The 13,366-nt window shown below is 55.3% G+C and carries 11 protein-coding genes; 5 read left to right on the top strand and 6 right to left on the bottom strand.

Translation table 11 applies throughout. The annotated features are described in order from the left end of the window. Nucleotides 1-381: 381 nt before the first annotated feature. Entirely contained in the window at nucleotides 382-1,164 is a 783-nt protein-coding gene (gene fabI / locus FHW66_RS06015) for an enoyl-ACP reductase FabI (RefSeq protein WP_183378862.1), read from the bottom strand. 366 nt (nucleotides 1,165-1,530) lie between these two features. Between fabI and FHW66_RS06010 the strand changes: the two genes are divergently transcribed. The 5 genes from FHW66_RS06010 to FHW66_RS05990 all read left to right on the top strand — a co-directional run bounded on the left by FHW66_RS06010 (nucleotide 1,531) and on the right by FHW66_RS05990 (nucleotide 8,230). Beyond that, entirely contained in the window at nucleotides 1,531-3,315 is a 1,785-nt protein-coding gene (locus FHW66_RS06010) for an extracellular solute-binding protein (protein ID WP_370543411.1), read from the top strand. A gap of 10 nt (nucleotides 3,316-3,325) precedes the next feature. Continuing rightward, nucleotides 3,326-4,384, top strand: a complete 1,059-nt coding sequence (locus tag FHW66_RS06005; protein WP_183378860.1) for a microcin C ABC transporter permease YejB — start codon at nucleotides 3,326-3,328, stop codon at nucleotides 4,382-4,384. Beyond that, on the top strand, nucleotides 4,381-5,415 hold the full coding sequence (locus FHW66_RS06000) for an ABC transporter permease (RefSeq protein ID WP_183378859.1): 1,035 nt from the start codon (nucleotides 4,381-4,383) through the stop codon (nucleotides 5,413-5,415). The genes FHW66_RS06005 and FHW66_RS06000 overlap by 4 nt, the downstream gene beginning before the upstream one ends. Next, a complete protein-coding gene (locus FHW66_RS05995; RefSeq protein WP_183378858.1) occupies nucleotides 5,412-7,022 on the top strand; it encodes an ABC transporter ATP-binding protein in 1,611 nt (536 codons plus the stop codon). Before FHW66_RS06000 ends, FHW66_RS05995 begins: the two co-directional genes overlap by 4 nt. Before the next feature lie 128 nt (nucleotides 7,023-7,150). Next, nucleotides 7,151-8,230, top strand: a complete 1,080-nt coding sequence (locus FHW66_RS05990) for a hypothetical protein (protein ID WP_183378857.1) — start codon at nucleotides 7,151-7,153, stop codon at nucleotides 8,228-8,230. A gap of 95 nt (nucleotides 8,231-8,325) precedes the next feature. Here FHW66_RS05990 and rbsD read toward each other — a convergent pair whose 3' ends face one another. From rbsD to FHW66_RS05965, 5 genes are all read right to left on the bottom strand, one after another. Then, a complete protein-coding gene (gene rbsD / locus FHW66_RS05985; RefSeq protein ID WP_183378856.1) occupies nucleotides 8,326-8,718 on the bottom strand; it encodes a D-ribose pyranase in 393 nt (130 codons plus the stop codon). 22 nt (nucleotides 8,719-8,740) lie between these two features. After that, nucleotides 8,741-9,664 (bottom strand): ribokinase, encoded by a 924-nt coding sequence (gene rbsK, locus FHW66_RS05980; RefSeq protein ID WP_183378855.1) that lies wholly within the window; start codon nucleotides 9,662-9,664, stop codon nucleotides 8,741-8,743. A gap of 23 nt (nucleotides 9,665-9,687) precedes the next feature. Further along, nucleotides 9,688-10,680: a LacI family DNA-binding transcriptional regulator gene (locus tag FHW66_RS05975; protein WP_183378854.1), complete on the bottom strand. Its 993-nt coding sequence runs from the start codon at nucleotides 10,678-10,680 to the stop codon at nucleotides 9,688-9,690. Nucleotides 10,681-10,728: 48 nt separating this feature from the next. Further along, nucleotides 10,729-11,718 carry an ABC transporter permease gene (locus FHW66_RS05970; protein ID WP_183378853.1) on the bottom strand — a complete coding sequence of 330 codons (990 nt, stop codon included), beginning with the start codon at nucleotides 11,716-11,718 and terminating at the stop codon, nucleotides 10,729-10,731. 71 nt (nucleotides 11,719-11,789) lie between these two features. Further along, nucleotides 11,790-13,331: a sugar ABC transporter ATP-binding protein gene (locus tag FHW66_RS05965; RefSeq protein ID WP_183378852.1), complete on the bottom strand. Its 1,542-nt coding sequence runs from the start codon at nucleotides 13,329-13,331 to the stop codon at nucleotides 11,790-11,792. Between the last annotated feature and the right edge of the window lie 35 nt (nucleotides 13,332-13,366).

The raw sequence follows: 13,366 nt of genomic DNA, 5'->3' as shown, positions 1-13,366 counted from the left end.
TGCAGCGCAGCGATTGCGGAATAGGCAACGCGCGCAGTACAAATGCGGTGAACGCAAAAAAGCGACGCCAACCAACGAAATGACTAAGAAAAACAAAGAAATTTCGGCACAAAAGCTTTGCGCCGGGACGGTGTCACAGAGGGACACTCAAGGCGGGAGGGCTTTTACTACGTACTGTCGAATGTCTAGCGCGACAGTGTGGGCTTGCGAAGCTGCTCAGTACAACTAGGTTCATAACCCGTTGACTTAAGGCGATGGTGGATCTGGTCAGATCACCCTTTGTCGCAATAACATCGGATTACGGTTCGTGCATCGTATTGCAATGCACAAACCGAATGATACAACAATTTACTACTTTTGGTACGAATCTATACGGGAATTTTATTCCGAGATACCGCCGACGATGCGAGAGAAGCCACCATCGACGTAAGTAATCTCGCCGGTGATGCCGCTGGCCAGGTCCGATAACAGGAAAGCCGAGGCATTGCCGACGTCTTCAATCGTCACATTGCGGCGCAGTGGGGCGTGGTCGGAGACGAAGCCCAGAATCTTGCCAAAACCCTTGATGCCACTGGCTGCCAGCGTCTTGATCGGACCTGCCGACACGCCGTTCACACGCACGCCCTTCGGACCCAGCGACTCAGCCAGATAGCGCACGCTGGCTTCCAGCGAAGCCTTGGCCAGACCCATGGTGTTGTAGTTTGGCACGACACGCTCCGAACCCAGATAAGTCAGCGTCAACAGCGCCGAATTTGGACGCAGCAGAGGCAGTGCTGCCTTGGCCATCGCCGGGAAGCTGTAGGCCGAGATATCGTGGGCGATCTTGAAGCCTTCACGCGAGAAACCTTCCAGGAAGTCGCCTGCAATCGCTTCGGTAGGGGCAAAACCAATCGCGTGTACCAGACCGTCTAGATGGTCCCAGGACTTGCCCAGATCGGCAAACAGGGCGTTGATCTGCTCGTCGCTGCCGACGTCGCAATCAAAGATCAGCTTGCTGTCGAATTCTTCGGCGAACTTGGTAATACGGTCCTTGAAGCGTTCGCCTACATAGGTGAAGGCCAGTTCCGCGCCTTCGCGCTTGCATGCCTGTGCGATGCCATAGGCGATCGAACGGTTGGATAACAGACCTGTGATCAGGATTTTCTTGCCTTGCAAAAATGCCATGTTGACTCCGAGTGATTCATCTGGTCGCTGCGACAACTGCCGCGGCTGGTCAGACGAAGTAAGAGGGATTGCGGTTCCCGACACGCCACTGGCCTGATTGTTGCGTGCACATCGCGCAGCAGATTACCTCCGCCACACGCATTGTCAACCAGCAATGGCCATCGTTTTATGCCTGAACTGGGCAAGATTGTAGGGGCTTGCCGCCACGAGGGCAACTTTTGGGCTCAGGTACGCTATTGTTTTGTTTTGGCAAGACTGCACGAGAGCATCTGTCGGTAAAATGCGATAACAATTTGTTTACACTCTCTTAGGACTTCGACTCGATCATCACGCATGCGCAAATTTTTACTCCACTTTTTATGGTCAATGGCCGTCATGGCGACTGGCTGCAGTAATACAGCAATGGCCGCGCACGCTTTTTCGCAGTACGACACGCCCAAGTATCCGCCCGGTTTTACCCATTTTGATTACGTCAATCCGGACGCGCCCAAGGGCGGCACTTTGTATCTGGCCAATCCTGACCGCCGCAGCAGTTTCGACAAATTCAACCCGTTCTCGCTCAAAGGCGTTGCCGCAGCCGGTATCTCTACGCTGATGTTTGAAACCCTGGCGACGTCTTCATCGGACGAAGTCGCCACCATGTATGGCTTGCTGGCTGACGATATGGTGCTGGCACCTGATCGACTGGCGATGAGCTTTCATCTCAACCCGCGAGCGCGCTTCAACAATGGTGATCCGGTTACGGCCGAGGATGTGAAATATTCCTACGACACGCTGCTGGCCAAGGGCGCGCCGCAATTCAAATCGATCTTTGTCGATGTCAAAGACTGCATTGTCGTTGGTCCGGCCACCGTCCGCTTTGAGTTCAAGACCCCCAATCGCGAATTGCCGCTCATCGTTGGTGGTGTACCCGTATTTTCCAGAAAATGGGCCGCCGGCACCAGCTTCGACAAGATTCAACTGGCAGCGCCGATTACCAGTGGCCCTTACCTGATCGACACCTACGATGTCGGTCGCAGCATTACCTATAAACGTAATCCAGCCTATTGGGGCAACGATATCCCGGTGCGCAAGGGGAGCTTTAATTTCGAGCGTATCGTCTATCGCTTCTATCAGGATGATGTGGCGCGACTGGAAGCCTTCAAGGCTGGTGAATTTGATGTCGTGGTCGAATATAGCGCCAAGAACTGGGTACGCAACTACAACGGTCCTAAATTTCGCAGCGGCGAGATCGTCAAGCGTGAGCTGGCGCATTCCAACGGCGCTGGCATGCAGGGCTTTGTGATGAATCTGCGGCGGCCGCTGTTCGAGGATATCCGCGTGCGGCAGGCTTTGGGGCTGGCGCTCGACTTTGAGTGGATGAACCGGCAGCTGTTTTACGGCCAGTACAAACGTATTTACTCCTTCTTTAACAACAGCGAGCTGGCAGCCACCGGCGTACCTCAGGGCGATGAGCTGAAGTTGCTGGAGCAACTCCGCAATGCTGGTGGCAGGATGGATCCCGCCGTCTTTGGCGCAGCACCCGTGCCACCGGCGACTGACCCACCGGGTTCGCTGCGCACCAATTTGCTGCGTGCGCGCGAACTCCTGCGTCAGGCCGGCTGGGAATATCGTGATGGTGCCTTGCGAAATGCGCGGGGTGAAGTGTTCGCGTTTGAGATTCTGGATGATCAGTCGGCCATGTCGCGCATTATCAGTATTTATGCGCACACGCTGGAAAAGCTGGGCATGCAGGTGACTCAGCGCACCGCCGATTACGCACTGGTCGCTCAGCGCATGGAAAATTTTGATTTCGACATGACCAGTGTGCGCTTCCCCGATGTCAGTAGTCCCGGCACTGAAATGTTCGATATGTTCGGTTCCAAGGCTGCCGATGAAAAGGGTTCCAACAATGTCTGGGGTCTCAAGGATCCGGTAGTCGACCAACTGGTAACGGCGCTGGTCAAGGCCACGACCCGCAAGGAGCTGGTCGCTGCCGCACGTGGTCTGGACCGGGTCTTGCTGCATCAACACATCGTGATACCACACTGGTATTCGTCGACACACCGGATCGCCTATCGCAATCGCTTCGGCATGCCGGAGCGCTTGCCGCTGTATTACCAGGCCGATCCCTACGTGATCTCAACCTGGTGGCAGGTCAAGCCAAAATGAGGAAAGCACAATGAAACTCTGGCTCTATATCCTCAAGCGCATCCTGTTGATGGTGCCAACTTTGTTCGGGGTGATCGCCATCACGTTTGCGGTGATCCAGTTTGTTCCAGGTGGTCCGGTCGAGCAGCAATTGCTGGAAATGAAGGGGCGCGGCGGCGCTGGTGAAGCATCCGGTGGTGGTGCCTCGGCCTATCGTGGCAGTCAAGGCGTCGATGCCGAGCGGATCAAGGAAATCAAGGCACTTTATGGCTTTGACAAACCACCTGTGGAGCGCTTCTGGAGCATGCTCAAGGGTTTTTTACGGTTCGATCTGGGGCAGAGCTTCTATCATCATGCCGATGTCTGGCAACTGGTGAAATCGAAGTTGCCAGTCTCGATTTCGATTGGCTTGTGGACATTCTTTCTCACCTATCTGATCTCGATACCTCTGGGGATTGCCAAGGCTGTGCGCGAAGGCAGTCGTTTCGATGCCATCACCAGTGCGCTTGTTCTGGTCGGTTATTCCATCCCTGGGTTTGTACTTGGCGTGTTCCTGCTGGTGGTGTTTGGTGGTGGCAGCTTCCTGCAGTGGTTCCCGCTGCGCGGTCTGACCTCGGATAATTGGGCCAGCCTCTCACTGGCAGGCAAGGTTGTCGATTATCTGTGGCATATCACCTTACCGGTGATTGCCTCGGTGGCTGGCGCGTTCGCAGTCATGACCATGCTGACCAAAAATACCTTCCTCGACGAAATCCGCCGTCAATACGTGCTGACTGCGCGCGCCAAGGGGCTCAGTGAAAGCAAGGTGCTCTACAAGCACGTGTTTCGCAATGCACTGATTCCTCTGGTGACCGGGTTCCCGGCAGCCTTCATCGGTGCCTTCTTTGCTGGCAGTCTGCTGATCGAAACGCTGTTCTCACTCGATGGACTGGGATTGCTGTCGTATGAATCGGTGATCCGACGTGACTATCCCGTGGTCATGGGCACACTGTATCTGTTTACCCTGATTGGTCTGGTGGTCAAGTTGCTCGGCGATTTGTGCTACGTCTGGGCTGATCCGCGCCTTCAGTTTGAAAGTCTTGCCAAATGAGTGCTAAACCATCGATTTCTCCGGGGCGTCGCATCTGGCTGCGTTTCCGCCAGAGCCGTAGCGGCTACTGGAGTTTGATCATCTTCCTCGTGCTGTTTGGCATCAGCCTCGGTGCCGAGCTGATCTCCAATGACAAGCCGCTCATGGCCAGTTATCACGGCAAAATTCTCTTCCCCATTCTGCACGATTACTCTGAGCAGGTATTTGGTGGTGATTTCGAATCGCCAGCTGACTATCTCGATCCCTTCATTCAGGAGCAATTCAAGAAGGATGGCAACTGGGTCATTTATCCACTGAATCATTACCGCTTCGATACGCTCAATTACTTCGCCAAGGCACCCAATCCGGCGCCACCCTCCAGCGATAACTGGCTCGGTACCGATGATCGTGGGCGCGATGTGTTGGCACGCCTGCTGTATGGCTTCCGGATCTCGATCCTGTTTGGTCTGGCGCTGACTGCTACGGGTGTGGTGCTGGGTTTGCTGGCAGGCGCGCTACAAGGCTACTTCGCAGGTCGCACCGATCTGCTGATGCAGCGTGTGCTGGAAATCTGGGGCTCCATGCCGGAGCTGTATCTGTTGATCATCTTTTCCTCGATCTTTGCGCCCAGTATCGGTTTGCTGCTGGTGCTGTTGTCACTCTTTGGCTGGATGGGCTTGTCCGACTATGTGCGTGCCGACTTCCTGCGCAACCGCAATCTGGAATACGTACAGGCAGCGCGTGCGCTCGGTTTGTCGAATGCACAGATCATCTGGCGACACGTCCTGCCTAATAGCCTGACACCAATCGTGACCTTCCTGCCATTTCGCATGAGCGCCTCGATTCTGGCACTCACCAGTCTCGATTTTCTGGGGCTTGGCGTACCGCCATCGACGCCCAGCCTGGGGGAATTGCTGGCGCAAGGGAAGAACAACCTCGACGCCTGGTGGATTGCCTTATCCACGTTCGTGGTCCTGACTGTCATGCTGTTATTGCTGACCAATATTGGCGATGCGCTGCGCAATGCCCTCGATGTGCGGAGAAAAGCATGAGCCTGCTCAGTATTGAAAATCTCTCGGTGCACTTTGGCAGTGCCCAGGTGGTGGATCAGGTCAGCTTTTCTGTCGCCGCCGGGGAAAAATTTGCGCTTGTTGGTGAGTCCGGCTCGGGCAAGACCGTGAGCGCCTTGTCGATTTTGCGGCTCAATCAGGATGCCCAGTACAGCGGTCGTATCCTGTTCAATGGCGAAGATATCCTGCAAAAATCGGAACGCGCCATGCGTGGTGTCCGCGGTAATGATGTTGCGATGATTTTTCAGGAGCCGATGACGGCACTCAATCCGCTATTCACCATTGGCAATCAGATTGCCGAGGTATTGCAGGAGCACGAATCGCTGAGCGCCAAGGCAGCAGCACTGCGCAGCATTGAGTTACTGGAAAAGACCGGGATTGCGGAGCCAGCGCGGCGTGCCTTGGCCTATCCCCATCAGTTATCCGGCGGCCAGCGGCAACGTGCCATGATCGCCATGGCACTGGCGTGCCGGCCTAAGCTGCTGATTGCCGATGAGCCGACCACCGCGCTCGATGTCACGATTCAGGTGCAGATACTGGAGCTACTCAATCAATTGCAGCGCGACGACAACATGGCAGTGCTGTTGATTTCGCATGACCTGAATCTGGTACGCCATTTTGCTGATCGTGTGGGGGTGATGGAGCAGGGCAGGCTGGTCGAGAGCAATACCACCAGTGCCCTGTATGTCAACCCGCAACAGCCCTATACCCGCAAGCTGCTGGCCAGCCAGCCGGTGCGCAGTGTGCTGCCGGTAGCTGAGTCGGCACCGGTGCTGCTGGCAGCGGACCAGTTGACATGCAGCTTCCAGCTGACACAGGGCTGGTGGCGCAAGAAGACATTCGCTGCCGTCGATGACGTCAGTGTGCAGTTGCGCAAGGGCGAGACGCTGGGAATTGTCGGTGAATCCGGTTCGGGCAAGTCGACGCTGGGGATGGCGCTGCTGCGCCTGTCGAGCGCCAATGTCGAGGGCAGCATCATCTTTGACAGGCAGTCGATCAGCGCGATGAAGGCCGCTACGCTGCGGCCATTGCGTGCGCGCATGCAGATTGTGTTCCAGGATCCGTTTGCAGCCTTGTCACCGCGGATGACGGTAGAACAGATCGTCGCCGAAGGGCTGGCCTTGCATCGTCCTCAGCTGATGATTAGCGAACGTCGTGCAGCGGTACAGGAGGTCTTGCAAGAGGTCGGTTTGTCGGCGGACATGCTGCAGCGCTATCCACATGAATTTTCTGGCGGCCAGCGTCAACGGATCGCCATTGCGCGTGCGCTGATCCTGCAACCTGAGCTGCTACTGCTGGATGAGCCGACCTCGGCCCTGGATGTTTCCGTGCAACAGCAGGTCTTGCAGTTATTGGCGCAGCTGCAGCATAAATTTGGCCTGAGCTATTTATTTATCAGTCATGATCTGGCCGTCATCCGTGCCATGGCACATCAGGTGGTGGTGATGAAAGACGGTAAGGTGGTCGAAAGCGGACCGGTTGAGCAGGTGCTACAACAACCAGAACATGCCTATACCCAGCGCCTACTGGCAGCGGCCACCTATGCTGCTGATCCGGACCCGGACGATCTGGTGTTGACGGATTACTGACGGCAGTCAGATAAGAAAGATTTCATTTTCATTCCTGTCTTATAGGAATTTCCTCGCAGAAACCTAAAATCTCATGCTTGGTAGTAGGTGTGATTGGTTGTCTTGATACCCAACAAAGTGAGGTAAGAATGAGTAATGTAATAGGGTCTGAAATTTCTGTAAGAAATATGGTGGCGCTTTTTGACCAGCATTCTGAAAAAAATGCTTCTTCTCCGATTTCACAAAAAGTCATTAGTGCCAAAAATAGTAGCCAACATTTCGTCAGGCCTCCGGTTCAAAAGGCGGAGAGAGAGCCTTATAAGGTTGTCGCATATTCTGGGTCTCCTGTAAAAGATATGGCGAAGAAGTTCGACTTACATTTTGAAGGAAAAAAATCGTCTCCGCTTTCACAAACGGTCAGTGATACAGAAGATAGCAGTCAATACGTCGTCAGATCCCCGGTTCAAAAGTCAGAGCAAGAATCTAGAACAGGTACGAGAGAACCTAAAAAGATCAGTCCATTAATAGCCGCGAAAATTAAAGAAATGGAAGAATCGTCTTCCACTGCTAATAAAATCAAAGTTATCCGCACAGGTAGTTCCGGCGTCACGGCGATCGATGGAAGTAAGTATCGGCATGAGGGTGATAAATACAAGGTGCCTGAGATTATTACTGAGGTAGATAAAAGTAAGGCATTCTATAACCTGGCTGAAAACCCTGGGCGTAACATTGTCAATCCACAGGGTACTTTTTATTGGGGTATCCCTCCTGGTGGCGACAAGAGTAAATCGGGCGAAGTTATCGGACCAAACGTCCTCGTGAAAAAAGTTGTCAAAGACTTTGCACATTTACAAACTACACACCCGGTCAACAAGACACCAATCACGGTGCATGATGCGCCTAAGTTGATATTAGAGGAATCAAACTCCGCGGATACTCAAAAAGTGCCAATCAAAAGGTGGGGCTCTGATGAGAGTGGTATCGATATGGGCTATGATGGTTTAGTCTCCGATAATCAAGCCAAACCGAAATTTGATCTATCCCTCTCAGAGATGTGGTGGGATGGCACCGCCGATATCGAAACCGAAGAGTCTGTCGATTCAACAGGTAATAACGTTCTTTTCAATACAACAAGTTCGTTTCTCGGTAACGAAATAAAGATTGCTAAACAAGTCCATCAAGAAATGGAGGAGATGCTTACAGAGCTTTCCCGATTGACCAAAGAATAATTAAAGCGCTCCCAAAGCATTGAATATCCAATACCTGCTTTGGGAGTTTCTTATTTGAGATCAGCAAGTGATAAACAAACCGATTCAATCCTGACTCAAAACACCACACCAGCAATCAAAATAATATTCGCATAAGGCGTAAATTCGCCTGTGCGAATACACGCTTTGGCGAGTTTCGTTCGCTCCTTGAACTGCTCATGCGGTAATGCCTGCTGTCCAGGCAGACCCAATTGCTCAATCTGTTGCGCGATCTCCGGGCTGCGCTCCGCCAGTTCGGTCGCAACAATGTACTGCTCTACCTGCATTTCACTCAGTATTGTTTCCAAGGTTGCCATGAAGCCTGGTATGCCACGGGTCAGTGCCAGATCGATCAGGGGCACACCGGGCGGCACTGGCAGACCGGCATCTCCGATGACGATGGATTCGCCATGTCCAAGCGAGGCAATTACCTGTGACAGCGCGGCGTGCAGCAAAGGGGTCTTTTTCATGCAAGTCTCCGGGAAATAGATTTTATTGTTCGAGTTCGCTGCGATAAGGGATTGACGTCTGTGCACCGACCCTTGCCACGCTCAGCGCAGCGGCGCGTTGACCGAAGGCAATCGCTTCGGTCTCACTCAAGCCTTCTGCCAGTGCTGCCACAAAGCCACCGATGAAGGTGTCGCCTGCTGCGGTGGTGTCGATGGCGTTGACCCGTTGTGCCGGGAAGTGCTGCGCCTCACCGTCCAGTGCCGCATAGACACCTTTGTCACCCAAGGTCACCAAGACTTTGCGGCATCCTTTGGCACGCAACGTGCCGATCATCGCATCTAACTGTCGTGTGCCGACGTTGCTGGCAATGTCGGGCTTGGCCATGCTGGCTAGCATGGCAGCCTCAATTTCATTGGGGATCAGGTAATCCACCTGGGCCAGCGATTCTGCTGGCAAGGCTTGCGCCGGCGCTGGATTGAGCATTACCGTCTTGCCTAATGCATGGGCGGCGGCAATCGCGTGGCGCATGGTTGCCAATGGCGTTTCCAACTGCAGCACCACGATGCTGGCTTGTGCAATCACTGCGTGCGCGGCATCGATATGTGCCGGACTGAGGGCATCATTGGCACCACCCGCCAGCACGATACTGTTTTGGCCGTTGTCGTCTACGATGATGGTGGCGATACCAGTGGCGGTATTGGCAATGGTGCTGACATGACGGTCATCGATACCGTCTTTTTGTAGTGCGGCGCGTAATTGTGTTCCGAAGCCATCGTCACCGAGGCAGCCAATCATGGCGACCGGCGACCGGCCAGCCGACAAGCGGGCACAGGCGACCGCCTGATTGGCTCCCTTGCCGCCGGGGATGGTACGGAACTGGCCACCACTAATGGTTTCGCCTGGGACCGGCATGCGCGAGACGCGTAATACCAGATCCATATTGATGCTGCCGATGATGACTATCATGGTGAAGTGTTCTTGGTAAAAATTCAGGAAAGCACGGTCGAGCCGCGCACATGCAATTCAGGGGTGATGGTCTGATGCTCGATCGGGCGGGCGGGATCAGCGATACGCTCCAGCAGACATTGCGCCGTCAGTTGACCGAGACGACGGGTGTTTTGTGCCACGCTGGTCAGCGGCGGATGCACAAAGCGGGCCAGATCGATATCGTCGAAGCCGACCACCGACAAGGCCTGTGGTACCGCAATGCCAAGCTCGGCAGCTGCACGCAGTGTGCCAATGGCCATCAGATCGTTACAACAGAAAATAGCGTCCGGTACCTCACCGCGACTGAGCAGCGCGCGTGCCGCTTCATAGCCGCCGGCACTGGTAAAGTCGGCATAGCGCAGCAACTGTTCTGGCAAGGTCATGCCAGCATCGGCCAATGCGCGACGCATGCCGGCGACCCGTTCTTCCGAGATATCCAGACCTTGTGGCCCCGCGATGCAGGCGATGCGACGACGCCCCAGCGCCAGCAGATGTTGTGCCGCCAAAACGCCACCGGCGGCATTATCGACCGCGACCAGATCAATGCTCAGCTCCTTGGGAGCGCGGTCAAGCAAGACCGTTGGCACCTTCATCTTGCGCAACAGCTCACCGTCGGTCTGCGCCAGCGTGGCGACGATCAAGCCGTCGCAACGCTTGGTCAGCAAGACGTTCAGGTAATCGCGCTGCTTGGCTGGATCATCATCGGAATTGCACAGGATGACGCTGTAACCAGCGGCATAGCAGCAATCTTCGATACCCCGCGCTACTTCCGAGAAGTAGGGATTGGTGTTGTTGGGAATGATCAAGCCGATACTGCCGGTAGCCTTGCTGCGCAGCGAGCGTGCCAGTGCACTGGGCACATAGTGCAAGGCCTCGGCAGCGGCCAGCACGCGTTGACGGGCGTCACAGCTTACTGGACGGGTCTTGTTCAACACGTGCGAGACGGTGGTGTAGGAAACACCTGCGTGGCGGGCAACATCCTTGATGGTAGCCATGGCGGATCAATCAGTAAAAATGATAACAATGCATTGATACAGCATGCATCAGTGCAGACTGCGCTCGCCGCGACGACGGTAGGTGTCCAGTACCACGGCAGCGACGATCACCAGACCAGTGATGATGCGCTTCATCGGCTCACTGACACCGATCTGCGCCAGACCTGCTTCCAGCACCGAAATGATCAGCACGCCAATAAAGGTGCTGATCACCGAGCCACGGCCACCCATCAGGCTGGTACCACCGATGACGACGGCCGCAATCACTTGCAGTTCCATGCCGACACCGCCGTTGGGATCAGCCGCTTCCAGTCGCGATACCTGAAACAAGGCACCAACGCCAGCCAGCAAGCCCATCAACGCAAACACCAGAATCTTGCTGGGGCGCGGGTTGATCCCTGCCAGCCGGACAGCTTCTTCGTTGGTGCCGATGCCGATCCAATGGCGGCCGAGCACCGTACGAGTGAGCACCAGATGACCAATGACGACAATCACGATTGCCGCAATGAAGGCCGGTGACAAGCCCAGAAAGATCGGCGAGCTGATGCTGTCAACTGCGCTACCGATATATTCGGTACGTGAATTGGTGACCTGATAGGCCATGCCGCGCGCCATTTCCAGCACACCCAGCGAGACAATGAAGGAGGGAATGCGCCAGCCAACCGAAATCAGCCCGGTCAGCATGCCGCACAGACTACCCACAAATATGCCCAGAATACTGGCGCCAACGAGCGGCCAGCCCCAACGTACCATCGCCATTGACAGCATCGATGCCGATAGCGCCATGACGGAGCCGACCGACAGATCGATACCGCCAATGATCAACACAAAGGTCATGCCAACAGACATGACGACGAGCGTCGGTATGTCGTTGGAAAGGGTGCTGAAGGTCGCCAGCGTGAGAAAGTTTTCACTCAGAAAGCCGAACAGGGCGCACATGGCCAGTAGCGCCATGATCAGGCCCAGATAGTTTTTCAGTCCTGCCAGACTGGCCAGCATGCCAGAGGTGGTTGAGGTAGCGCGGGAAGAAGTGCTCATGGTCGTAGAAGCTGGCGTAGAAGAGGGGAGTGGAGTCGACATGATGAATTAAATAGTCAGTGAGCAAGCGCTCAGGTGGCGACTTCAGTCGCAGCAGGTGTGACATAGCCACTGAAGGCGCTGGCCAGAATCGCTTCCTGAGTCCAGTTGCCACGTTCATAGGTATCAACCAGATGGCCTGCGCTCATGACGGCGATACGGTCACAGATGAGCATCAGCTCACGCAGATCACTGGAGACAATCAGCAGGCCCTTGCCTTGACGCGACAGGTCCGCCATCAGTTTATAGATATCGAACTTGGCACCGATGTCGATGCCACGGGTCGGTTCATCGAACAGCATGATCGGGCAGTCGCGATACAGCCAACGTGCAATCACCACCTTTTGCTGATTACCGCCGGAAAGTTCACCAGCAGCCTGTGCGCCATTGCGTGAACGGATGCGCAGCCGCTGGATATAGTCCTCGGCAACGTCCGCTTCGGCCTGGCCATCGAGTATGCCCAGACGACTGACATTGCCCAGTTTGGCCAGCGTGGCATTGATACCGATTGATTGCGGCAGCAGCAGACCCTGACTCTTGCGATCCTCGGTAATCATGGCGATACCGGCCGCAATGGCAGACTTAGGGGAGTCAATACGTGCTGCCTGGGTTTGGTCGCCGATAAAAATCTCGCCCTGATCTGCACGGTCTGCGCCAAAGATCAGGCGCAACAGTTCGGTACGACCAGAGCCAATCAAACCAGCGATACCGAGGATTTCGCCAGCGCGCAGTTCAAATGAAGCCGGAGCGACCACCGGTGCACGCCCCAGGTTACGCACCCGCAGCAGCGGTGCGCCGATCTGGCGCTGGCCCAGGTCCAGTTCGCTTTCAGCGGTACGACCGACCATCAGCTGTACCAGCGCATCGCTGCTGTAACCAGCGATAGCATCGTCACAGACCAGCTTGCCGTCACGCAGCACCGCGATCCGGTCAGCGACCTGTTTGAGTTCTTCCAGTCGGTGCGAGATATAGATAATGGCGACCCCCTCAGCCTGCAGGCGGGCAATCTGGGCAAACAGCAATTCCACTTCGCGGCTGGTCAGCATGGCGGTCGGTTCATCGAGCACCAGCAGGCGACAGGTGCCGATCAGATTGCGCGCAATCTCTACCATTTGCTGATGTCCGACACCGAGCTCGCCGACCAGCGTCCATGGGTCGATATCGGTCAGGCCAACTGCCGCCATCTGGGCCCGCGCCGCTGCCGCCAGCCGTGTTCTGTCGATCCAGCCGAAGCGTTGAGGTAACTGGTTCAGGAACAGGTTCTCGGCAATGCTGAGGGTCGGGATCAGGTTCAGTTCCTGCATCACCATCCGGATACCCAGTTGCTCCGCTTCGCTGCGTGAGCGTGGCGCATAGGTTTTGCCGTCAAGCAGCATGCTGCCGTCGGTGGGTGTCACCAGACCACAAATGATCTTGGACAAGGTACTTTTGCCAGCACCATTCTCGCCAGTCAGCGCCAGGATCTGACCGGGCTCAAGCGTCATGCTGACGTCACTGAGGACGGGCTCTACATAGGTCTTGCCAACGCCAGTGAGGCTCAGCAAAGGTACGGTTTGTTTGGATTCTTGAGACATGTCAGCTCCAGCAGAGGACGCTGTGTGTGAAACGA

It is taken from the genome of Herbaspirillum sp. Sphag64 (assembly GCF_014192645.1).
Taxonomy (GTDB): domain Bacteria; phylum Pseudomonadota; class Gammaproteobacteria; order Burkholderiales; family Burkholderiaceae_D; genus Herbaspirillum.
This window is presented reverse-complemented; position numbering and strand designations above follow the sequence as displayed.